This is a genomic window from Streptomyces sp. SL06 (assembly GCF_058244745.1).
In genome coordinates this window covers 5,391,308-5,413,844 of sequence record NZ_JBSYOT010000002.1, presented here as the reverse complement: position 1 = coordinate 5,413,844, position 22,537 = coordinate 5,391,308, and the positions used below count along the sequence as shown (strand labels likewise).

Below are 22,537 nucleotides of genomic sequence, written 5' to 3'. Positions count from 1 at the left end.
GCGCCTACCCCGGCAGTTCGGCCCGCCGTACGCCGGGCGCGCACAGGGCGACGACCCCGCCGAGCCCGCAGACCGCGGCGCTGACGGCGAAGACCGGGCCGGTGCCCCAGACGCCGATGGCGGCGGCGGTCAGCGGCATGCTGAGCGGGGCGATGCCGAGGCTGACGAGGCCGCTGACCGCGGTGACGCGTCCCAGGCAGGCGGGGTCGGACTGGGTTTGCAGCAGGGCGGCGCACATGGCGCCGCTGAGCCCCGTGAGCAGTCCGACGGCCACCGCGATGCCGACGGCGGCGGCGAGGCCGGGCGCCTGCGCCAGGGCGCCGATCGCGCCCGCGCCGGGGACGACGGCGCCGGCGGCGACCCATCCGGCACGCGGCAGGCGTCCGCGTACGGTCAGCAGCAGGGCGGCGGCTCCGGCACCCGTGCCGAATCCCGCGAGGACCCAGCCCATGCCGGAGGCGCCCCAGCCGCGCTCGTCCGCGAGCAGGGTCAGGCCGATGTTCAGGGGGCCGACGAAGCCGAGGTCGCCGAGCGCGATGGCCACCATCAGCGGGCCGAGGACGCGGTGCCGGCGGATGTGGCGCAGCCCGGCCCGCAGGTCGCGCCAGGCGGTGGCGTCCCGGGCGGCCCCGGTGCCGGTGCCGGTGCCGTCGGGCGGCAGCTCGCGCATGCGTACGGAGACCAGCAGCGGCACCGACACCGCGATCAGCACTCCGGCCAGCGCGAAGGCGGCGGCCGAACCGCCGACCGCCACGCCGAGCCCGCCCAGCGGGGCGCCCACGACGGCGGCGAAGCGGACCGCGAGGCCGCGCATGCCCTGGACGCGGGCGAGCTGGTCCTTGCCGGTGATCCGCGCCGGGAGCGCCCCGACGGCGGGCAGGAAGAGGGCGTCGACGGTGCCGAAGACGAACGCGAGCAGGGCGAGGAGCCACAGTCCGGGGTCGGCCGCGAAGAGCACCGCGGCGACCGCCAGGACCGTGACGCAGCGTACGGCGTCGCTGCCGATGACGACCTTCCGCGGTCCCAGCCGGTCGGCGACCACTCCCCCGCCGAGCATGAGCAGCGCCCGGGGCAGCGCGCTCACGGCGGTGACGACCCCGGCCTCGGCGGGGCTGCCGCCACGCACGGCGGCCCAGGACAGCGCGAGGAAGAAGACACTGTCCCCGAGCATGGAGGCGGTGTAGGCGGAGAGCCAGCGCAGAACGTTGGCGTCGCGGTGGGCCGGCGGGGCGGTGGGGGCTGCCCGGGGTATGAGTGCGTCGGGCACGGACGTGGTCCCCTCAGACACGGAAGGGGAATCCGTACACGTGCAGCGCCACGTTCTCGCGCCCTTCGGTGTCGCCGGCGGCTTCGGCGGCCCGGCCCAGCTCGTCGTACTTCCTGGCCAGGGCGAGCAACTCCGCGCCGAGTTCGGCCAGTTCGGCGGGGTTCAGCCGCAGCAGGGACTCGTTGTCGGGGGCGGCGGAGTTCCACTCGGGTCCCCAGGTGGGGCGTTCGTCGAGGTAGCGGCGGTACATGTCGGCGCGCTGTTCGTGGAAGAGCCGGGTGGCCGCGAGGTGGGCGGCGGCCTTCTCGGGGGCGTCCCTGAAGTCCTTGTCGCGGATGCTCACCCCGTCGGAGGCGGGCTGCCACCACCGCTCCCGGCCGTCGGCGCTCTGCGGCTCGGCCTGCTCGACAAGACCGTGCTCGGCCAGTTTGCGCAGGTGGTAGCTGACCAGGGAGACGGCCTCGTCGACCTGTTCGGCGAGCTGCGAGGCGGTCGCCGTGCGGGTGATGCACAGCGCGCGGTAGAGCTGCATGCGCAGGGGGTGCGCCAGGGCCTTCAGGGTGCCCACGTCGGTGATGGGGCGGTTCTCACGACTCGGCATGCCCTCACCGTAGATTACGAAGGGAAAGTTGCACAATATTCGTTGCGCAACTTTCCCTTCGCTTTTCCGGGGTGCTACCTGACGGGATGCCCCGCCTCCCGCAGCGTGGACTTGACCTCGCCGATGCGCAGGTCGCCGAAGTGGAAGACGGACGCCGCCAGGACCGCGTCCGCGCCCGCGGCGACGGCGGGCGGGAAGTCGGCGAGGCGGCCGGCGCCGCCGGAGGCGATCACCGGGACGGACACGTGCTTGCGGACCGCCGCGATCATCTCCAGGTCGTAGCCGTCCTTGGTGCCGTCCGCGTCCATCGAGTTCAGCAGGATCTCGCCCGCGCCCAGCTCGGCGGCGCGGTGCGCCCACTCCACCGCGTCGATGCCGGTACCGCGCCGGCCGCCGTGGGTGGTCACCTCGAAGGTGCCCGCCCCGGTGCGGCGGGCGTCGACCGACAGGACGAGGACCTGGCGGCCGAACCGCTCGGCGATCTCGCGGATCAGCTCGGGACGGGCGATGGCCGCCGTATTGACGCCCACCTTGTCCGCACCGGCCCGCAGCAGCTTGTCGACATCCTCGGCGGTGCGCACCCCACCGCCGACGGTCAGCGGGATGAACACCTGCTCGGCGGTGCGGCGCACCACGTCGTAGGTCGTCTCGCGGTTGCCCGACGAGGCGGTGATGTCCAGGAACGTCAGCTCGTCGGCGCCCTCGGTGTCGTACACCTTGGCCATCTCGACGGGGTCGCCCGCGTCGCGCAGGTTCTGGAAGTTGACGCCCTTGACGACCCGGCCGTTGTCCACGTCCAGGCAGGGGATGACTCGGACCGCCAGGGTCATGAATCCACGGCTCCTCTACTGCTTCTCACTGTCCTGCGAACGCTTCCAGCTCCACCGACACCAGGACCCGCGAGTCCATGAAGCCCCCCACGACCAGCAGGGTCGTGACCGGGCGCACGGAGTCGAACAGCTCCTTGTGGGCGCGGCCCACCTCGTCGACATCCCGCGCATGGGCCAGATACACCCGGGTCCTGACCACGGACCCGATGCCGAGACCGAACTCGCCGATCGCCTCGACGGCGGTGCCGAAGGCCACCCGGGTCTGTTCGTACGGGTCTCCGTCGCCGTACAGCAGGTCGCCCTTGAAGGCGGTGGTGCCCGCCACGATCACGAGATCACCCGCCGCCACGGCCCGTGCGAAACCGAAGGACTCTTCCCAGGGACTTCCACTCTGCACGCGCCGTACGGCTTCGGATGTCATGACGCCACAGCCTCCAAGGCTTCTTCCAGGGTGAACGCCTTCGCGTACAGGGCCTTCCCGACGATGGCGCCCTCGACACCGGCCGGGACGAGGCCGGCGATCGCGCGGAGGTCGTCCAGGGAGGAGACACCGCCCGAGGCCACGACCGGGCGCTCGGTGGCCGCGCAGACGTTCGTCAGGAGTTCCAGGTTGGGGCCCTGGAGGGTGCCGTCCTTGGCGATGTCGGTGACGACATACCGGGCGCAGCCCTCCTTGTCGAGGCGCGCCAGCGTCTCGTAGAGGTCGCCGCCGTCCCGGGTCCAGCCGCGGCCCCGGAGCGTGGTGCCGCGTACGTCCAGGCCGACCGCGATCCTGTCGCCGTGCTCGGCGATGATCCGGGCGACCCACTCGGGGGTCTCCAGGGCGGCCGTGCCCAGGTTCACGCGTGTGCAGCCGGTGGCGAGCGCGGCGGCGAGGGTGTCGTCGTCGCGGATGCCGCCGGACAGCTCCACCTTGATGTCCATGGCCCGCGCGACCTCGGCGATCAGCCCGCGGTTGTCCCCGGTGCCGAACGCTGCGTCCAGGTCGACGAGGTGCAGCCACTCGGCGCCGGAGCGCTGCCAGGCGAGGGCCGCCTCCAGCGGGGAGCCGTAGGAGGTCTCGGTGCCGGACTCGCCGTGCACGAGACGGACGGCCCGGCCGTCGCGGACGTCGACGGCGGGGAGGAGTTCGAGCGTGCTCATCTCTACAGGGTCTCGATCCAGTTGGTGAGGAGCTGGGCTCCGGCGTCGCCGGACTTCTCGGGGTGGAACTGCGTGGCCCACAGGGCGCCGTTCTCCACGGCCGCCACGAAGGATTCGCCGTGCGTGGACCAGGTGACCCTGGGGGCGGCGATCAGCGGGTTGTGCGTCTCCTGGGCCCACTCGTGGACGGCGTAGGAGTGCACGAAGTAGAAGCGGGCGTCCGCGTCCAGGCCGGCGAAGAGCTGGGAGTCGGCCGGTGCCTCGACCGTGTTCCAGCCCATGTGGGGCACGACATCGGCCTTGAGCGGCCCGACCGTGCCGGGCCACTGGTCCAGGCCCTCGGCCTGGACACCGTGCTCGATGCCGCGCGCGAACAGGATCTGCATGCCCACGCAGATGCCCATGACCGGGCGCCCGCCCGCCAGCCGGCGGTCGACGACCCAGTCGCCGCGGGCGGCCCGCAGGCCCTCCATGCAGGCGGCGAAGGCGCCGACGCCCGGGACCAGCAGCCCGTCGGCGTTCATGGCCGTGTCGTAGTCACGGGTGATCTCGACATCGGCTCCCGCGCGCGCGAGGGCGCGCTCGGCGGAGCGGACGTTGCCGAAGCCGTAGTCGAAGACGACGACCCGCTTGGCGGCGGAGGTCAATTCCAGACCTCCAGCCTCAGCACACCCGTGAGCAGGCACATGGCGGCGCCGATGGAGAGCAGCACGATGAGGCCCCTGGGCATCTTCTGCTTGACGAAGGAGATGACGCCGCCGAGGAAGAAGAGGCCGACGACGATCAGCGCGGTGGAAGAACCGTTCATGGGTTACAGCGCGCCCTTCGTGGAAGGCAGGATGCCGGCCGCGCGCGGGTCGCGCTCGGACGCGTACCGCAGCGCACGGGCCAGCGCCTTGAACTGGCACTCCACGATGTGGTGCGCGTTGCGCCCGTAGGGCACGTGCACGTGCAGCGCGATCTGTGCCTGGGCGACGAAGGACTCCAGGATGTGCCGGGTCATCGTGGTGTCGTACTCGCCGATCATCGGCGCCATCCGCTCGGGCTCTGTGTGCACGAGGTAGGGGCGGCCGGACAGGTCGACGGTGACCTGGGCGAGGGACTCGTCGAGGGGGACCGTGCAGTTGCCAAAGCGGTAGACGCCCACCTTGTCGCCGAGGGCCTGCTTGAAGGCGGCTCCCAGCGCGAGGGCGGTGTCCTCGATGGTGTGGTGGGAGTCGATGTGCAGGTCGCCCTCGGTCTTCACGGTGAGGTCGAACAGGCCGTGCCGGCCGAGCTGGTCGAGCATGTGGTCGTAGAAGCCGACGCCGGTGGCGATGTCGGTCTTGCCGGTGCCGTCGAGGTCGATCTCGACGAGGACCGAGGTCTCCTTGGTCGTACGCTCCACGCGTCCCACGCGGCTCATGTGTTCTGCTCCTTCTTGACTTCACGTACCGCGTCGAGGAACGCGTCGTTCTCCTGCGGGGTGCCGGCGGTCACCCGCAGCCATCCCGGTACGCCGTTGTCCCGGACCAGGACGCCCCGGTCGAGGATCTTCCGCCAGGTGGCGTGCGCGTCCGCGAACCGTCCGAACTGGACGAAGTTCGCGTCGGACTCGGTCACCTCGTAGCCGATGGCACGCAGTTCGGCGACCAGCCGGTCCCGCTCGGTCTTCAGTTGCTCGACGTACTTCAGCAGCGTGTCCGTGTGCTCCAGGGCGGCCAGCGCGGTCGCCTGGGTGACGGCCGACAGGTGGTACGGCAGCCGTACCAGCTGCACGGCGTCGACGACGGCCGGGTGCGCGGCGAGGTAGCCCAGGCGCAGGCCGGCCGCACCGAACGCCTTGGACATCGTGCGGGAGACGACCAGATGGGGCCGGCCGGCCAGCAGCGGCAGCAGCGAGGCGCCGTGGCTGAATTCGATGTAGGCCTCGTCCACGACGACCATCGAGGGCTTCGCGGCCTGCGCCGCCGCGTAGAGGGCGAGGACTGTCTCGGCCGGAACCGCGTTGCCGGTGGGGTTGTTGGGGGTGGTGATGAAGACGACGTCCGGGCGGTGCTCGGCGAGGGCCCGCACGGCGGCGGGCACGTCGATGGTGAAGTCCTCGTGGCGCGGCCCGGAGATCCAGCCGGTGCCGGTGCCGCGCGCGATGAGGGCGTGCATCGAGTACGACGGTTCGAAGCCGATCGCGGTGCGGCCCGGCCCGCCGAAGGTCTGCAGCAGTTGCTGGATGACCTCGTTGGAGCCGTTGGCCGCCCACACGTTGGCGACGCCGACCTCGTGACCGGAGGTGTCGGTGAGGTACTCGGCCAGCCTGGTGCGCAGCTCGACCGCGTCCCGGTCCGGGTAGCGGTTGAGGTCGCGGGCGGCCTCGCGCACCCGCTCGGCGATCCGCTCGACCAGCGCCGCGGGCAGCGGGTAGGGGTTCTCGTTGGTGTTCAGCCGTACGGGCACGTCGAGTTGGGGCGCGCCGTAGGGGGACTTGCCGCGCAGCTCGTCCCGTACGGGGAGATCGTCGATGCCGGTCACTTGCCTTCGGGAACCTTCCAGTCGAACCGGGCCTTGACCGCCGCGCCGTGCGCGGGCAGGTCCTCCGCCTCCGCCAGCGTCACCACGTGGTGCGCGACCTCGGCGAGCGCGTCGCGCGTGTAGTCGACGATGTGGATGCCGCGCAGGAAGGACTGCACGGACAGGCCCGAGGAGTGGCAGGCGCAGCCGCCGGTGGGCAGGACGTGGTTGGAGCCGGCCGCGTAGTCGCCGAGCGAGACCGGCGCCCAGGGGCCGACGAAGATCGCGCCGGCGTTGCGCACCCGGTCGGCGACGGCCGCCGCGTCGGCGGTCTGGATCTCCAGGTGCTCGGCGCCGTAGGCGTCCACCACGCGCAGCCCCTCGTCGATGCCGTCGACGAGCACGATCGCGGACTGCCTGCCCTTGAGGGCCGGCGCGATCCGTTCGTCGACGTGCTTGGTGGCCTCGACCTGGGGCCCGAGTTCCTTCTCGACCGCGTCCGCGAGGTCCGCGGAGTCGGTGACCAGGACGGCCGCCGCCAGCGGGTCGTGCTCGGCCTGGCTGATCAGGTCGGAGGCGACGTGCACCGGGTCGGCGGTGGCGTCGGCGAGGACCGCGATCTCGGTGGGACCGGCCTCGGCGTCGATGCCGATCCTTCCGGTGAAGTAGCGCTTGGCGGCGGCGACCCAGATGTTGCCGGGGCCGGTGACCATGTTGACGGGCGGGCAGGACTCGGTGCCGTACGCGAACATGGCGACGGCGGTGGCGCCACCGGCCGCGTACACCTCGTCGACGCCGAGCAGCGCGCACGCGGCGAGGATCGTCGGGTGCGGCAGGCCGTCGAACTCGGCCTGCGCGGGCGAGGCGAGCGCGACCGACCCGACCCCGGCCTCCTGCGCGGGCACCGCGTTCATGATCACGGAGGAGGGGTAGACCGAGCGTCCGCCGGGCGCGTAGAGACCGACGCGCTCGACCGGCACCCACTTCTCGGTGACCGAGCCGCCGGGCACCACCTGGGTGGTGCGGGTCGTGCGGCGCTGCTCCCGGTGGACCAGACGGGCGCGGCGGACGGACTCCTCCAGGGCGGCGCGCACGGCCGGGTCGAGCCCCTCCAGCGCGCGCGTGAGGGCTTCGGCCGGGACCCGCACCTGCTCGATCGCGACCCCGTCGAACCGCTTGGCGAAGTCGATCAGCGCCGCGTCGCCACGATGATGCACGGCCTCGCAGAGCGGCCGCACCTTCTCCAGGGCGGCCGAGACGTCGAAGTCGGCTCGGGGCAGCAGGTCACGCAGGGCGGGACCCTCGGGGAGGGCGTCGCCGCGCAGATCGATTCGGGAGATCACGATCCAATTCTCTCAGACCCGCGTCGGGCGCGGTCCGCACGTATCAATGGCTGATACGGAACACGCCGGGCCGCGGCCACGCACAGTGAACTCAGCCGGTTTTTGCTCACTTTGAGTGTTCAACGCGTCACTCAGTGGGCATGAACGGTTGTACGAAGCGTGAGCGACCGACGAGTAGTCGGGGAGGAAGTGAAGCACCGTGACCGAGGGGGCCGGCCGCCGTGACGGAGAGCCGCCGGACGACCTGACCGCCGCCGAGGCCGGCATGTGGCAGGCCTTCCGCAACGGCAGTGTGTACGACCTGAGCAGCGGCGACGCGCTCGCCGACGATCCGCACGGCGGGCACCCCTGGGGCCCGGAGCGGACCGTGCGGGCCCGGATCGTGTGCTGGCTGCTTCTCGACGGTCCGCCCGCCCTCGCGGGACGCGTGTCGTCGTTGCAGCTCGTCGGGGTGCGGATCCGCGGCACGATGGATCTCGCGGGCGGCACGGTGGTGCCCTATGTGGAGCTGCGGGGCTGCCGTTTCGAGCGGGAGGTCCTGCTGCCGGAGGCCCGTTTCACGACCGTGCGGCTGGTGGACTGCTCGATACCGCGGCTGGAGGCGGCCCGGTTGCAGACCGAGGGCGACCTGCACCTGCCGCGCTGCCGGTTCCGCGGCGGGATCCGGCTCACCGACGCGCAGATAGGCACCGACCTGCTGCTCAACCAGGCGATCGTGCACCGGGACCGAAGCGGCCGTTCCATCGCGGCGGACGGGATGACCGTCGGGCAGGACCTCCAGGCCGAGATGCTGGAGTCGTACGGCGAGGTGAGTCTGCGCAGCGCCCAGGTCGGCGTCTCGCTGAGCCTGCGCGGCGCCCGGCTGCTGAACCCGTACACCCGGCACGCGCTGAACGCCCCGCAGCTGACGGTGGAGCGCACGCTGTACATGACGCCGGCGGGGCTTGGCAGCCCGCTGCTGCGGGGCACCACGCCCGCGCGGGGGACGCGGATCAGGCGGTTCGAGTGCGAGGGCGGGATACGGCTGGACGACGGGCGGTTCGGCGACGCGGTCGACCTCGAACACGCGCGGTTCACCCTCACCGACGAACAGGAGCTGTCGCTGCGCCGGGTGCAGACGCCCGAGCTGCGCTTCCTCGGCGATCGGCCGGCGCGCGGGCGGGTGGTGCTGTCGGGGGCGCGGGTCGTCAATCTGATGGACCGGGCCGACAGTTGGCCGGGGCCCGGCCGGCTGCACATGGGCGGCTTCGCCTACGAGAACCTGGTGCCGCGGGGGCCGTTCCCGCTGGAGAAGCGGCTGCGGTGGGTGGTCGCCGCCACCGCCGAGTACAACCCCGAGCCGTACGAGCGGCTCGCCGCCGTGCTGCGGGCCGGCGGTGAGGACGAGGACGCCCGCGAGGTGCTGCTCGCCAAGCACCGGCGGCGCCGCGAGAGCCTGCCCGTCGCCGCGAAGCTGGTGGGATACGCGCAGGACTGGACGGTCGCCTACGGTTACCGGCCGGGCCGGGCCGCGGTGTGGATGGCGGTGCTGTGGGCGGCCGGCTCGCTCGCCTTCGCCCGCGCCGAGCCGCCGCCGCTGCGAAACGGCGAGCATCCGGACTGGAACCCCGCGCTCTTCGCCCTGGACCTGCTGCTCCCGGTCATCGACCTGGGCCAGGCGGGCTTCTGGCAGCTCCACGACGGCTGGCAGTGGCTGGCGGCGGCCTTCATCCTCCTGGGCTGGTTCCTGGCCACCACGGTCGCGGCAGGCGCCACCCGCCTGCTCCGCCGCAACTGACCCCGAGCGGACCCCACCCGGCCGCGACCGACCGGAGCCCCGCGACAAGCAGGGCTCCCGCCCCTCCGGCGACCCGGGTTCCGGTCCACCGCAACCGACCACGGGCACCCCCGCCCACCGCGACCGACCGCGGGCCCCGGAATCCCACTCGCGGGAGGTCGGCAGGACGCGGCCTCGCCGGACCACGATTCCCACCGGGCGGGACATCTCTCCGGGACCGGGGCCGCGGCGCCCGGCGCCCGGGACCCCCGTCCGGTACCGGACGGCAGTCGTGGACGGTGGGGAGCCCCGGCCCCACCAAGCGCGCGAGCCCTGTGGTGGAGGCCAGGGAGAGCGCCGCCCAGGGCGCACAACCATCGTGGAGGGTCGGCCGTCGTACTGGCCATGCTGCGCGTGTTCCTCCGGGTGGCGGCCCGGAACCGCTCCCGGGCCTCACGGCTCGCCCAAGACGACGACGTGCTCCTCGACGCCCCCGACGAACGCCTCGCCCCCGCCCTGGTCGCGGCGGCCCGCGGGGAGTACGGCCCCGTGGCCGCCCTGCTCGCCGGTACCCGCGAACACGGCGAGTGGGAGCACCGCGACGGCTGGACGACCCGGCTCGCCGCCTTCGCCCGCTCACGCGCCGAGTGGCTGGACGACTGGTGCGCCGCGGCCCCGGACGACCCCGACGCCCTGCTGGTCGCCGCCCGGCTGACGGTGTGCCGTCACTGGGACTCCCCGGCCCGCGCCGAACTCCTGCGCCAGGCGCTGCCCGCGGTCACGGCCGCCGCCGAGGACGCCGGACCCGACCCGGTGCCGTGGCGGACCGCGCTGGACACGGCACGGGGCGCACGCGCCGGACACGCCGAGTTCGCGCGGCTGTGGGCGCAGGCGGTACGCCGCGCGCCGCACCACTTCGGCTGCCATGTCGCGGCCCTGGAGTACCTGGCCGCCGCCTCGCCCGACGCCCACCGCGAGTGCCTGGACTTCGCCGAGACCGCCGCACAGGACGCCCCCGAGGACGCGCTCGTACGGGCGCTGCCGCTGCGGGCGGCCCACATCTGCCTGACCACGAGCGGCCCCGGCGGCGACCCGGCCGGACCGCACGCGCGCCGGGCCCGCCTGGACACGGCGGCCGACCGCGCGATCGCCCTCTCGGCGTCCCGTCCGGCGGCCGACCCGGGGGCGGCGGAGCTGCGGAACCTGCTGGTGTACGTCCTCGTACGCCTGGAGCGTCACCGGGACGCGGCGGAGCAACTGCGTCTGACCGGCCCGTACGTCACGTCCTTCCCCTGGGACCGGGACTTTGACGACCCGCTCGGCCGATTCCTCCAGGTGCGCGCGGAGGTCCGTGCCGCGGCGGCCTCCGCGCGCGGCACGAAGGGTTCAGGCCATCCAGACAGTGGGCACGGCGGACGCGCCCGCCCCGGCGACCATTAGGCTTCTGCGTCGTGACCACCGTCCGGCTCCCCCTCTTCCCCCTGAACACCGTTCTGTTCCCGGGGCTGGTGCTCCCGCTCAACATCTTCGAGGAGCGCTATCGCGCCATGATGCGCGAGCTGCTGAAAACCGCCGAGGACGAACCGCGCCGGTTCGCCGTCGTGACGATCCGCGACGGCCACGAGGTGGCCCGGAGCGCCCCCGGCCTGCCCGACCCGACGGCCACGCTGGAACGCGGGCCGACGGCCGGCTTCGGGCCCGACCCGGTCAAGGCGTTCCACAAGGTGGGCTGTATCGCGGACGCGGCGACGATCCGCGAGCGCGCCGACGGCACCTTCGAGGTGCTGGCCACCGGCACGGCCCGGGTGCGGCTGGTCTCGGTGGACGCCTCGGGCCCCTTCCTGACGGCCGAGCTGGAGCCGCTGGCCGAGGAACCCGGCGACGAGGCGGGCGCGCTGGCCGAGGGCGTGCTGCGGTCCTTCCGGCAGTACCAGAAGCGGCTTGCGGGGGCACGCGAGCGGTCGCTCGCGACCGGCGCCGAACTCCCGGACGAACCGGGCGTGGTCTCCTACCTGGTCGCCGCGGCGATGATGCTGGACACGCCGACGAAGCAGCGTCTGCTCCAGGCCCCGGACACCGCCTCCCGCCTCCGGGACGAACTCAGACTCCTGCGCTCGGAGACCGCCATCATCCGTTCGCTGCCGTCGGTGCCGTCCCCGGACCTGACGCGCGGCCCGACGAGTCTCAACTGAGGTGGCGGCCCTGATGGCGAAGAAGAAGCAGCGTGGGCAGCAGCCCGGCGGGACGCCCGCGACCGTGGCGCTTGCGGCGGCCGCAGTCGCGTACACGGTGCACGCGTACGAGCACGATCCCGCCCACCCGTCCTACGGCGAGGAGGCGGCCGAGGCGATGGGTGTCCCGCCCGAGCGGGTCTTCAAGACGCTGGTGGCCAACGTCGACGGCACCCTGACGGTCGCGGTGGTGCCGGTGGCGGGCCGGCTGGATCTGAAGGCACTGGCGGCCGCGGTCGGCGGCAAGCGCGCGGTGCTGGCCGACCCGGTCCTGGCCGAGCGCACCACGGGCTACGTCCGCGGCGGCATCTCCCCGCTGGGCCAGCGCAAGAGGCTGCCGACGGTCCTGGACGCGTCGGTGTCGGACCACGCCACGGTCTGCGTCTCGGCGGGCCGCCGCGGTCTGGAGGTCGAACTCTCCCCCGGCGACCTGGCCGGGCTCACGGACGCGGTGCTCGCCCCGATCGGCCGCGCGTAGCCCTCGACGGGCCGCCGCCCGGCCGCCGGTGCCTTCAGATCCAGTCGGCCCGCCACCGGAACTACGCGGATTTGTCCCCGTACGGCGCCGGCCACGGATCGGGCTCCGGGTCCCGGGGCCCGAACAGCCCCGTCAGCCCCAGATGGACCACCAGCGCGGCGATCGACCACGCCAGCAGCGCCCCTTTGGCGCCCAGCTTCAGCGGGGCGGAGAACGTCACCCCTTTGCCCACGTCCCGCGCGTGCGCGATCACGTTCTGGGTGGGGCCGAGCCACACTCCGACCCGCCACGCCAGCAGTGACCCGAGCAGTCCGCCGACGCCCAGCGCCACCACCAGGGGCACGCCTCCGCGTCGCCGCAGCAGGAACACCAGCACCGCGCTGACCACCCCGAACGCCAGCGCGAGGAGGGTGAAGGTGCCGTCGACACCGACCGCCTGCTCGCCCTCGGAGTCCTTGAGGTAGACGGTCCAATTGTCGCCCACCACGTCGCCGACCAGCGGCACGCTGGGGGCCAGCCGCCACCACAGCAGGCCCAGCAGCACACCGGAGAGCGCCACCGCCACGGCGGTCACGGCAGCCTGACGCACTTCGGTCAACATCCCGGGACCGTCCTGTTCGCCGTAGTGGTCGTACGGAGTGCCGGACACGGTGCCCACCGCGTGCGCACCGGCGGGCGGCGGCACCGGCCCGCCCTGGTACGGCGAGCGGTCGTTCGGTGGCGGTGGCGGAGTCAGAGGCGCGGTCACTGTGCCATCGTGCCAAACCTGTCTGTGCGGCGCCTCACCGGACGGCGGCCCGGCGGTACGCCCAGGTGGCGACGGCCAGTGAGATCACGCCGACCGCGGCGCACACGGCGAGGTCCCCGAGGACGAAGGCCCAGTCGGGATGGTCCCCGAACGTGCGCGCGAAGGCCTCCACGCCGTAGGTCGAGGGCAGCAGGTCCCGGGCCAGCAGGACCACTCCCGGCATCCGCTCGGGCGGCAGCACGCCCAGCAGCAGCGCGGCGGACATGCCCAGCTGGCCGAGGAGCGTGGCGAACTCGGGCCGGGGGGCGAGCAGGCCCAGGGCCGCGCCCAGCCCGGAGAGCGCGGCGCCCGCCAGCGGGATCACGGCCGCCAGCACCCACAGGTGCGTCAGCGGCAGCCCGAACAGCAGGCACCCGAACACCGCCGTCACGACGGTCCCGGGCACGGTGAAGGAGGCGTACGCGCCGGCCGCGCCCAGCACCACCGCGGCCGGCGGCACCGGCAGCGTCGCGTAGTGGTCGAGGCCGCCGCTCGCGCGCAGCTGGCCGAAGTACTGGGCGAGCAGGTTCAGCGCCACGAAGGCCACGACGAGCACCGACGCCCCGGCGACCACGGCCTGCGCCTCGCCGCCGCCGTCCACGACCCCGCGCATCAGGATCATGATGCCGACCGACTGGAAGGTGGCCACGAACAGCAGCGGGATGCGCGCGACCCGTGCCCGGGACAGCTGCGCCCGGTACACGGCCACCAGGGAGGGCCACAGCCGCGCCCTCGGCCCCAGCTCGGCCGCACCCTGCTCCTCCTCGACAGCCAGGGCACCACCCGGCAGGACATCGGCGGATACGAGACTCACGTCGCGCTGCTCCCCTTCGCTAGGGTCGTTCGAAGCGGTCGCCCTGATGGGTACGGATGCGGCGGCCGGTGTGCTCACCGTGCGCGTGCTCAAGCCCTCACCAGCCCCTGCCGGGCGGCGCCGCCCAGCGCCAGGTACACGTCCTCCAGGCTGGGGGTGGCGAGGGTGAAGTCGTCCAGGGCGGCGAAGGCCGCACCGCCGGTGACGGTGGCGACGACCGCGCGGGCCTCCTCGGGGGCGAGCCGCAGCGTCCAGCGGCGACCGGACTCGACGGCGCGGTCGCGCAGGGCGGCGACCTCCGGGACGTTCAGCGGCGCGCTCTCGCGCCACACCAGGTCGACGCGGACCTCGCCCGCGACCTTCTCCTTGAGTCCGGAGGGCGTGTCGCAGGCGATCACGCGCCCCCGGTCGAGGACGGCGACCCGGTCGAGGACGGTCTCGGCCTCGATGACGTTGTGGGTGACGAGCAGCACGGTGGTGCCGTGCTCGGCGCGCCGCCGGTCGACCGCGGCCCACACCGCGCGCCGGGCCACCGGGTCCATGCCGGTGGTCGGTTCGTCCAGGACGAGCAGCGGGCGCTCCCCCACCAGCGCGGAGGCGAAGCAGGCCAGCCGGCGCTGTCCGCCGGAGAGCCTCTTGATCGGGCGGGCGGCGAGGGGGGTCAGGCCCAGTTCGTCGAGGACGGCGTCCCGCTCGGCGCGCGCCCTGTGCACCTCGAGGCCGCGCAGCCGCCCGGTGGTCTCGGCGGCGAGCGACACGGTCAGCTCGTCCAGGGCGCTGGACTGCTGCCCGAGGTAGGCGAGGATCCGCGCGGCCCGCTCCGGGTGGCGCACGATGTCGTGCCCGAGGATCTCCACGCCGCCGCGGTCGGGGCGCATCAGCCCGGTGAGCTGGCGTACGAGGGTGGACTTGCCGGCGCCGTTCGGCCCGAGCAGTCCGAAGATCTCACCGCGGCGGATCTCCAGGGTCACGTCGTCGGTGGCCCGCACCTCGGGAACCGCGGGTACGCCCCGCCTGCCGCGCACCGCCGGATAGGTCTTGGTCAGTCCGCGCACCGCGCACACCACGGCCCCACCGGGTCGAAGTGCCTGTGCCGCGCGCGTACTCACAAGGGACGAGAGTACGGGGTCCGTCGCTGCGCCCCGCTTCCGGGTCCGCCCATAAGTGTCGTTTCAGCCGGGGGTCTCACTCCGCCGCGGGGGTGCGCTCGGTCGCCGTACGTACGTCGATCTCCCGCCAGAACCCGGCCCGGATCGCGTACCGGTCGTGCTCGTCGATCTGGTCGTCCTTGTGGGCCAGCAGCCCGAAGCGGGCGGCGTAGCGCAGCAGCTCGCCGTCGACGCGGTGCGGGATGCGGGGGTACATCCCGGAGAGCTTCTGCAGGTGGCCCTGGTCGCCGAGGCGCTCCAGCCAGCGGCGCGCGAAGACCTGCCCGACCTCGTACGGGTCGCCGCCGACCGTCGTGATGTCCTCCTCGCGGTCGGCCCAGCGCTGCTCGGCCGTGGTCAGCTGGGCCAGCGTGGGCATCGAGACGGCCTCGGGCGGCTCGGCGGCGGACCGGTCCACCCAGCCCTTGTCGGAGGACCAGCGCAGGGTGGCGGTCGGCGGCTGCGGGGCGGGTTGGGCGCCGGGGGCGCGCAGGGCGGCGAGGTCCTTGGGGGTGGGGACGCCCTTGGCGGGCGGTACGCGCTCGGCGGCGCCGTTGCGCCCGCCGGCGGCGGTGGTGGGGTGCTCCGGTTCCTCGGCGGGCCGCTCGGTGCCGGGGAGGGCGGACTCGGGCAGCGGCGCGGAGAGGATCGCGGCGATCTCGGGGCGGGGCACGGGCGGTGGCGCGCAGACCCCTCCGTATTCCTTGGCGCGTACGGCCTTCGTGATCCACGTACGGTCCAGGACGCGTCGTTCGTCGGCCTCGGCGACGAGGTCCTCGGACTGGTTGTAGTCGCCGTCCGCGGCCTGTACGGCCCACAGGTGGACGGCGACGCCGTGCTCCTTGGCGGCCATCATGCCGGGCAGCAGGTCGCCGTCGCCGGTCACCAGGACGACGTCCGAGCAGGCGCGGTTGCGGGCCAGTTCGGTCAGTTCGGCGTGCATGGCGGCGTCCACGCCCTTCTGCGCCCAGCGGCCGTCACTGCGCGTGAGGGCGCCGAGCCGGACGGTGACCCGGGGCATGACGCGCAGCCGGCGGTGCTCGGGCTGCGGGACGCGGTCGGGGGCGCCGTCGAACCAGTAGATGCGCAGCAGGGGCTGCCGTGTGTCGGATTCGGCGCGGTCACGCAGGCCCTGGACGAGGGCGGCGTGATCGACGGTGATGCGCGAGCGTGAGGGCTCCCCGGCGAGCAGACTCGCGGCGGCCCCCAGCAGATACCCGGCGTCCACCAGGACGATGCAGCGGTCCACGCGATCCACCCTCTTTCCGGGAGGTTTGCTTCGGGCTTCCTTCGAGTCTGCCCGACCACGGGGAGGTTAACGGACCGAACTCGATCTTCGGCGTGGCGTTTGCGCGGCCCACTCTCCGACGAACCCCGTCACACACGGTAATTACCCGATATGCGTTCTTTGTTGGGCTATGTGAGTCTGAATTCACGGGCCTGGTCCCCAGATCCCCCTCAGGAGGTAGATCACCATGGCCAAGAACAAGAACAACCGTGATCGTAAGCAGCCGCAGTCCGAGCGCGCCCAGCAGACGGCCGACTCGCCCGTCATGGACCGCGACGAGCAGCACGGCTCGCCGCTGGCCTCCGGCGACTCGGCCCCCCGCAAGCGGCAGAAGCGCTTCGGCCACAACTGACATCCGCGAAACGGGCTGTTGCGGCCCCCGCGGACACGAGGGCGCACCCGGCACCGGGTGCGCCCTCGTCCGTTCCGTCCCCTGCGCCCCCGGGTGCTCAGCCCGCCAGGCAGGACGGTCCGAGCAGCACCTTGAGATCGCCGAACAGGGCCGGGTCCGGCTTCACCCGGTGCCGGTCCAGGCGCAGCACCGTCGTCCTGGTCGGGCCCTGAAGCCTGATCCGCACCTCGCTGTCGCCCCGGTGGTGCGTGAGGATCTCGCCGAGGCGGCTGACCATCGGCGGGGTGATCCGGGTGGCCGGGATGGTGAGGACCACGGGCGCGTTGGTGCCCGCGTTGGACAGGTCGGGAATCGTCAGTTCCATCGCGACGAGGCGTGGCACGTCCTCGCGCTTGTCGAGGCGTCCCTTGACGAACACCACGGCGTCCTCGACGAGTTGGGTGGACACCAGCTGGTAGGTCGCCGGGAAGAACATGCACTCGATGGAACCGGCCAGGTCCTCGACGGTGGCGATGGCCCAGGCGTTGCCCTGCTTGGTCATCTTGCGCTGGAGGCCCGAGATGATGCCGCCGATGGTGACGACCGCGCCGTCGCCGAAGTCACCGCCGGTGAGCTGGGAGATGCCCGCGTCGGCCTTGTCGGACAGCACGTGCTCCAGGCCGAAGAGCGGATGGTCGGAGACGTAGAGACCGAGCATCTCCCGCTCCTGGGCGAGCAGATAGGTCTTGTCCCACTCGTCCTCGCCGAAGACGACGTTGAGTCCGAAGCCGGGCTCGTCGTTCTGCTCCTCGCCCATGCCGCCGAAGAGGTCGAACTGGCCCTCGGCCTCCTTGCGCTTGACCGCGACCACATTGTCGATCATCGGCTCGTACTGCGCGGTGAGGCCCTTGCGGGTGTGCCCCAGCTCGTCGAAGGCGCCGGCCTTGATCAGCGACTCCGTCGTCCGCTTGTTGCAGACGACCGCCTCCACCTTGTCGAGGTAGTCGGGGAAGGAGGCGTACTTCCCCTTGGCCTTGCGGCACCTGATGATCGACTCGACGACGTTGGTGCCGACATTGCGCACGGCGGACAGGCCGAAGAGGATCACGTCGTCGCCCTGGGCGGCGAAGTTCGACATGGACTCGTTCACGTTGGGCGGCAGCACCTTGATGCCCATGCGCCGGCACTCGTTCAGATAGACGGCCGACTTGTCCTTGTCGTCCTTGACCGAGGTGAGCAGGGCCGCCATGTACTCGGCCGGGTAGTTGGCCTTCAGGTATCCGGTCCAGTACGAGACCAGTCCGTAGGCGGCGGAGTGCGCCTTGTTGAAGGCGTAGCCGGCGAACGGGACCAGCACGTCCCACAGGGCCTGGATCGCCTCGTCGCTGTAGCCGTTCTTGCGGGCGCCCTCCTGGAAGAGGACGAAGTTCTTCGCCAGTTCGTCGGGCTTCTTCTTGCCCATCACGCGGCGCAGGATGTCGGCCTCGCCGAGCGAGTAGCCCGCGATGATCTGGGCGGCCTTCTGCACCTGCTCCTGGTAGACGATCAGGCCGTGGGTGACCGCGAGGACCTCCTGGAGGGGCTCCTCCAGCTCCTTGTGGATCGGCGTGATCTCCTGGAGGCCGTTCTTGCGCAGCGCGTAGTTGGTGTGCGAGTCCATGCCCATGGGGCCGGGCCGGTAGAGCGCGGAGACGGCGGAGATGTCTTCGAAGTTGTCGGGCTTCATCAGCCGCAGCAGGGAGCGCATCGGGCCGCCGTCGAACTGGAAGACGCCGAGCGTGTCACCGCGCTGGAGCAGTTCGAAGGTCGTGGGATCGTCCAGCGGCAGCGCCAGCAGGTCGAGGTCGACGCCCTTGTTGGACTTCACCATCTTGACGGCGTCGTCCATGATCGTCAGGTTGCGCAGGCCGAGGAAGTCCATCTTCAGCAGGCCGAGCGACTCGCACTGCGGGTAGTCCCACTGCGTGATGGTGACGCCGTCGGTGTGCCGCACCCAGATCGGGGCGTGGTCGACGATGGGCTCGCTGGACATGATCACGCCGGCGGCGTGCACGCCCATCTGCCGGACCAGGCCCTCGACGCCCTTGGCGGTGTCGATGACCTTCTTCACGTCCGGCTCGCTCTCGTACATCGAGCGGATCTCGCCGGCCTCGCCGTAGCGGGGGTGGGTGGGGTCCGTGATGCCGTTGAGGTCGATGCCCTTGCCGAGGACGTTGGCGGGCATGGCCTTGGTGAGCCGGTCGCCCATGGCGTACGGGTAGCCCAGCACGCGCGCGGAGTCCTTGATGGCGTTCTTCGCCTTGATCTTGCCGTAGGTGCCGATCATGGCGACCTTGTCGGCGCCGTACTTCTCCGTCACGTACCTGATCACCTCGACGCGCCTGCGCTCGTCGAAGTCGATGTCGACGTCGGGCATGGAGACGCGCTCGGGGTTGAGGAACCGCTCGAAGATCAGGCCGTGCGGGATCGGGTCGAGGTCGGTGATGCCCATCGCGTACGCCACGATCGAGCCGGCCGCGGAGCCTCGGCCGGGGCCGACGGCGATGCCCTGGTTCTTGGCCCACATGATGAAGTCGGCGACCACGAGGAAGTAGCCCGGGAACCCCATCTGGATGATGACGTCCATCTCGTACTCGGCCTGCTTCTGGCGGTCCTCGGGGACGCCGCCGGGGAAGCGGCGCGCCATGCCGCGGCGGACCTCCTCCTGGAACCAGGTGACCTCGGTGAAGCCCTCGGGGATGTCGAACTTCGGCATGAGGTCGCGCTTTTCGAACATGCCGTCGACATCGACCATCTCGGCCACCAGGCGCGTGTTGGCGCAGCCCTCCTGCCAGGCGTCGGAGGAGTCGATGGCGTACATCTCGTCCGTCGACTTCAGGTAGTAGCCGGTGCCGTCGAAGCGGAAGCGGTCCGGGTCGGAGAGGTTCTTGCCGGTCTGGATGCACAGCAGGGCGTCGTGGGCGGTCGCCTCGTGCGCGTACGTGTAGTGCGAGTCGTTGGTGACCAGCGGGGGGATGCCGAGCTTCCTGCCGATCTCCAGCAGGCCGTCGCGGACCCGGTGCTCGATGTCGATGCCGTGGTCCATCAGCTCCAGGAAGTAGCGGTCCTTGCCGAAGATGTCCTGGTAGTCGGCGGCGGCCTTCAGTGCCTCGTCGAAGTGGCCGAGGCGCAGCCGGGTCTGCACCTCGCCGGAGGGGCAGCCGGTGGAGGCGACGATCCCCTCGGACCACTGGGAGATGGTCTCCTTGTCCATCCGGGGCCACTTCTGCAGCCAGCCCTCGGCGTACGCGTCGGAGGAGAGGCGGAAGAGGTTGTGCAGGCCGGTCTTGTTCACCGCCCACATCGTCTTGTGGGTGTAACCGCCCGAACCGGAGACGTCGTCCCGCTTCTGGTGCGGCTGGCCCCACTGGATCTTGCGCTTGTTGCGGCGCGACTCGGGGGCGACATACGCCTCGATCCCGATGATCGGGGTGACCCCGGCCTTCTTCGCGGAGTGGAAGAAGTCGTACGCCCCGTGCAGATTGCCGTGGTCGGACATGGCGATGTGCGACATGCCCATCTCATTGCAGGCGTCGAACATGTCCTTCAGCCGCGCGGCGCCGTCCAGCAGCGAGTACTGGGTGTGGACGTGCAGGTGCGTGAACGGCGGCTTGGACACGTGCGGCCTCCTGGGAGAACTCTGGGCGACGGGCTGCGGTCAGTCCGGGGGTTCGGCGTCGAAGTCTATGCCTCGCCACTGACACCTCGGGGCCTCCCGCGCGTACCTTCTGGCGCGGGCACTCCCGCATCCCGCCGAACGTTGGCCGGGTGGAGATCCGCTCCACTCGTCAGGCACCATCCGCACCAGGAGGCACCAGGCATGTCGGTCCCGAAGCCCAACGAGGAGCACCGCGGCGAGGAGATCCTCGCCGTCTTCGACACCGCCTTCGGCCGGCTGCTGGCCGCGGATCCGGCGGCGTTCCGCGTGAAGTTCCGGAAGATGGCGGCCTCGGCCTTCGCCTTCTACCGCGGCACGGCGTGTCTCTTCTACCACGACCTGACCGCGGGCCGGGAGTCCGCTGCGCGGCACGGCGGCCCCTACCTGGACGAGCGGACCTCCCGGGTGTGGATCCACGGCGACCTGCACGCGGAGAACTTCGGCACCTACATGGACTCCACCGGCCGGCTCACCTTCAATGCCAACGACTTCGACGAGGCCTATGTCGGCCCCTTCACCTGGGACCTGGAGCGCTTCGCCGCCTCCGTCGCCCTGATCGGGTATGCGAAGGCGTTCAGCGACGAGCAGATCACCGAGCTGGTGCGGGTGTACGCGGACGCCTACCGCGAGCGGATCCACGCCCTGGCCACCGGCGCCAAGAGCGACGAGGTGCCGCCCTTCACCCTGGACACCGCGGAGGGGCCGCTGCTGGGCGCGCTGCGCCTGGCCCGCTCCCTGACCCGCTTCGGGCTGCTGGACTCGATGACCGAGATCCGTGACTTCGAGCGCCGCTTCGCCCCCGGCGGCGGCTCCGTCGAGCTGGACGCCGCCACCCGCTACAAGGTGCTCGCGGCCTTCGACGGCTATCTGGAGACGCTCCCCGAGTCGTCCCTGGCCCGTCCGGACTCCTACCGCGTGAAGGACGTGGTGGGACGCCGGGGCATCGGCATCGGGTCGGCCGGCCTGCCCTCGTACAACATCCTCCTGGAGGGCAACAGCGACGCCCTGGAGAACGACGTTGTGATCTACATCAAGCAGGCCCAGACCCCGGCGGTCTCCCGGCACGTCACCGACCGGGCGATCCGGGACTACTTCCAGCACGAGGGCCACCGCACGGTGATCTCCCAGCGCGCCCTCCAGGCGCACGCCGACCCGTGGCTGGGCTGGACCGAGCTGGACGGCTGCGGCCAGCTGGTCGCCGAGGTCTCGCCGTACGCCGTCGACCTGGACTGGGACGACATCGACGACCCGGAGGAGATCGCCGAGGTCGTCGCCGACCTGGGCCGGGCCACGGCCACCATGCACGCGGCGGCCGACGACCAGTCCGGGGAGTCCCTGGTGCCGTTCTCCACCGAGCGCGCCATCGACGCGGCGATCGCGGCCGACGAGGAGGGCTTCACGCCCCTGCTGACCGACTTCGCGCACCGCTACGGCGCACGCGCGCGTGCCGACCACCAGATCTTCGTCGACCTGTTCCGCAACGGCCGGATTCCCGGTCTGCGCTCACCGGCGTGATCGCCGGCACTCTCACAGGAACCCTTTAGGAGTCTCTTACCGGACTCCGTGACAGACTCTTCTACTGCTATGGACATATCCGGAACCCCATTCAGAGCCGTACGCGCGGCGCTGTTCACGGCACTGGTCGTGACCCTCAGCACCGCGTCGCACGTGCTGCTGTCCGGGGTGCCGCTGCCGCTGGCCACGGTGACGGCGGTCGCCGCCGCCGTGTTCCTGCTCGCGTACGCCCTGGCCGGGCGGCGCGAGCGCGGCTTCGGGCGGATCGCCGCCCTGCTGATCCCGCTGGAGCTGGCCGCCGACACGGTCTTCACCACCGGCCAGCACGTCTGCTACGGCCGGGCGGGCGGCCCCGTCGCGGGCCCGCTGCGCTCCGTCGGCTTCGACCTGCTGTGCGGCGACGGCACCGGCGTCCACGCAGGTGTGACCGCCCCGCTGACCCGGGTGACCGGCGCCGAGACCGACCGGGTGGCGTCCGTGCTGGCCCAGGCCGACCCCGCCACCGCCTGGCTGCTGCTCGGCGCGCACGTCGGGGTGGGTCTGCTGGCGGCGGCCTGGCTGCGGCGCGGCGAGCGCGCGCTGGCCCAGTTGCTGGGCGCGGTGGCCGCGACCACCTTCCGTCCGCTGCTGCTCGCCGTCGCGGCCGTGAGCGTGCGCAGGGCCCCGGCGGCGTCCCGCCCGGTGCCCCGGACCGGCCGCACCACCGGCGCCCGCGAGCGGATCCTCACGCACTCCCTGGGACGGCGCGGACCACCGTGCCCGGTCGCCCTCGTGTGACCCGACCGAGCACAGCAGTCCCCCCGTACACACTCGCGCACACC

Annotated in this window: 22 protein-coding genes; 7 read left to right on the top strand and 15 right to left on the bottom strand. The window is 72.2% G+C overall.

Translation table 11 applies throughout. The annotated features are described in order from the left end of the window. Positions 1–4: 4 nt before the first annotated feature. From AC4IHM_RS24795 to hisD, 10 genes are all read right to left on the bottom strand, one after another. Positions 5–1,267, bottom strand: a complete 1,263-nt coding sequence (locus AC4IHM_RS24795) for an MFS transporter (protein WP_490869210.1) — start codon at positions 1,265–1,267, stop codon at positions 5–7. A gap of 13 nt (positions 1,268–1,280) precedes the next feature. After that, the gene (locus AC4IHM_RS24790) at positions 1,281–1,868 is read right to left on the bottom strand and encodes an ArsR/SmtB family transcription factor (protein WP_490869209.1); all 588 of its coding nucleotides are present in this window, start codon (positions 1,866–1,868) and stop codon (positions 1,281–1,283) included. A gap of 74 nt (positions 1,869–1,942) precedes the next feature. Then, positions 1,943–2,698 (bottom strand): imidazole glycerol phosphate synthase subunit HisF, encoded by a 756-nt coding sequence (gene hisF, locus AC4IHM_RS24785; RefSeq protein WP_490869208.1) that lies wholly within the window; start codon positions 2,696–2,698, stop codon positions 1,943–1,945. Positions 2,699–2,723: 25 nt separating this feature from the next. Further along, positions 2,724–3,119: a RidA family protein gene (locus AC4IHM_RS24780; protein WP_490869207.1), complete on the bottom strand. Its 396-nt coding sequence runs from the start codon at positions 3,117–3,119 to the stop codon at positions 2,724–2,726. Continuing rightward, positions 3,116–3,841: a bifunctional 1-(5-phosphoribosyl)-5-((5-phosphoribosylamino)methylideneamino)imidazole-4-carboxamide isomerase/phosphoribosylanthranilate isomerase PriA gene (priA, locus tag AC4IHM_RS24775; RefSeq protein WP_490869206.1), complete on the bottom strand. Its 726-nt coding sequence runs from the start codon at positions 3,839–3,841 to the stop codon at positions 3,116–3,118. The genes AC4IHM_RS24780 and priA overlap by 4 nt, the downstream gene beginning before the upstream one ends. Positions 3,842–3,843: 2 nt before the next feature. Further along, entirely contained in the window at positions 3,844–4,494 is a 651-nt protein-coding gene (hisH, locus tag AC4IHM_RS24770; protein WP_490870927.1) for an imidazole glycerol phosphate synthase subunit HisH, read from the bottom strand. Further along, positions 4,485–4,649 carry a hypothetical protein gene (locus AC4IHM_RS24765; RefSeq protein ID WP_490869205.1) on the bottom strand — a complete coding sequence of 55 codons (165 nt, stop codon included), beginning with the start codon at positions 4,647–4,649 and terminating at the stop codon, positions 4,485–4,487. Before AC4IHM_RS24765 ends, hisH begins: the two co-directional genes overlap by 10 nt. A 3-nt stretch (positions 4,650–4,652) precedes the next feature. After that, positions 4,653–5,246, bottom strand: a complete 594-nt coding sequence (hisB, locus tag AC4IHM_RS24760) for an imidazoleglycerol-phosphate dehydratase HisB (RefSeq protein WP_490869204.1) — start codon at positions 5,244–5,246, stop codon at positions 4,653–4,655. Then, entirely contained in the window at positions 5,243–6,349 is a 1,107-nt protein-coding gene (locus AC4IHM_RS24755; protein WP_490869203.1) for a histidinol-phosphate transaminase, read from the bottom strand. The genes hisB and AC4IHM_RS24755 overlap by 4 nt, the downstream gene beginning before the upstream one ends. Next, on the bottom strand, positions 6,346–7,671 hold the full coding sequence (gene hisD / locus AC4IHM_RS24750; protein WP_490869202.1) for a histidinol dehydrogenase: 1,326 nt from the start codon (positions 7,669–7,671) through the stop codon (positions 6,346–6,348). The genes AC4IHM_RS24755 and hisD overlap by 4 nt, the downstream gene beginning before the upstream one ends. A gap of 199 nt (positions 7,672–7,870) precedes the next feature. Between hisD and AC4IHM_RS24745 the strand changes: the two genes are divergently transcribed. The 4 genes from AC4IHM_RS24745 to ybaK all read left to right on the top strand — a co-directional run bounded on the left by AC4IHM_RS24745 (position 7,871) and on the right by ybaK (position 12,136). Then, positions 7,871–9,448, top strand: a complete 1,578-nt coding sequence (locus tag AC4IHM_RS24745) for an oxidoreductase (RefSeq protein ID WP_490869201.1) — start codon at positions 7,871–7,873, stop codon at positions 9,446–9,448. Between the two features lie 384 nt (positions 9,449–9,832). Further along, positions 9,833–10,867, top strand: coding sequence for a hypothetical protein (locus tag AC4IHM_RS24740; protein ID WP_490869200.1), 1,035 nt, complete (start codon positions 9,833–9,835; stop codon positions 10,865–10,867). An 11-nt stretch (positions 10,868–10,878) separates the two neighbouring features. Then, positions 10,879–11,619, top strand: a complete 741-nt coding sequence (locus AC4IHM_RS24735) for an LON peptidase substrate-binding domain-containing protein (RefSeq protein ID WP_490869199.1) — start codon at positions 10,879–10,881, stop codon at positions 11,617–11,619. Positions 11,620–11,632: 13 nt separating this feature from the next. Beyond that, positions 11,633–12,136 carry a Cys-tRNA(Pro) deacylase gene (ybaK, locus tag AC4IHM_RS24730; protein WP_490869198.1) on the top strand — a complete coding sequence of 168 codons (504 nt, stop codon included), beginning with the start codon at positions 11,633–11,635 and terminating at the stop codon, positions 12,134–12,136. 61 nt (positions 12,137–12,197) lie between these two features. Here ybaK and AC4IHM_RS24725 read toward each other — a convergent pair whose 3' ends face one another. The 4 genes from AC4IHM_RS24725 to AC4IHM_RS24710 all read right to left on the bottom strand — a co-directional run bounded on the left by AC4IHM_RS24725 (position 12,198) and on the right by AC4IHM_RS24710 (position 16,134). Further along, positions 12,198–12,884: an AAA family ATPase gene (locus AC4IHM_RS24725; RefSeq protein WP_490869197.1), complete on the bottom strand. Its 687-nt coding sequence runs from the start codon at positions 12,882–12,884 to the stop codon at positions 12,198–12,200. Between the two features lie 34 nt (positions 12,885–12,918). Further along, a complete protein-coding gene (locus AC4IHM_RS24720; RefSeq protein ID WP_490869196.1) occupies positions 12,919–13,737 on the bottom strand; it encodes an ABC transporter permease in 819 nt (272 codons plus the stop codon). 89 nt (positions 13,738–13,826) lie between these two features. After that, positions 13,827–14,801, bottom strand: coding sequence for an ABC transporter ATP-binding protein (locus AC4IHM_RS24715; RefSeq protein ID WP_490870926.1), 975 nt, complete (start codon positions 14,799–14,801; stop codon positions 13,827–13,829). A gap of 121 nt (positions 14,802–14,922) precedes the next feature. Then, a complete protein-coding gene (locus AC4IHM_RS24710; RefSeq protein ID WP_490869195.1) occupies positions 14,923–16,134 on the bottom strand; it encodes an NYN domain-containing protein in 1,212 nt (403 codons plus the stop codon). Positions 16,135–16,360: 226 nt separating this feature from the next. On the opposite strand from AC4IHM_RS24710, the gene AC4IHM_RS24705 reads away from it, so the two are divergent. Then, positions 16,361–16,525, top strand: a complete 165-nt coding sequence (locus AC4IHM_RS24705) for a hypothetical protein (protein WP_490869194.1) — start codon at positions 16,361–16,363, stop codon at positions 16,523–16,525. A 97-nt stretch (positions 16,526–16,622) separates the two neighbouring features. On the opposite strand, the gene dnaE is transcribed toward AC4IHM_RS24705, so the two are convergent. Continuing rightward, a complete protein-coding gene (gene dnaE / locus AC4IHM_RS24700; protein WP_490869193.1) occupies positions 16,623–20,162 on the bottom strand; it encodes a DNA polymerase III subunit alpha in 3,540 nt (1,179 codons plus the stop codon). 201 nt (positions 20,163–20,363) lie between these two features. Between dnaE and AC4IHM_RS24695 the strand changes: the two genes are divergently transcribed. Together AC4IHM_RS24695 and AC4IHM_RS24690 are read left to right on the top strand one after the other, a co-directional pair. Then, entirely contained in the window at positions 20,364–21,716 is a 1,353-nt protein-coding gene (locus AC4IHM_RS24695; protein ID WP_490869192.1) for a DUF2252 domain-containing protein, read from the top strand. Positions 21,717–21,785: 69 nt separating this feature from the next. Next, positions 21,786–22,493 (top strand): hypothetical protein, encoded by a 708-nt coding sequence (locus tag AC4IHM_RS24690; RefSeq protein ID WP_490869191.1) that lies wholly within the window; start codon positions 21,786–21,788, stop codon positions 22,491–22,493. The last annotated feature ends 44 nt before the right edge of the window (positions 22,494–22,537 follow it).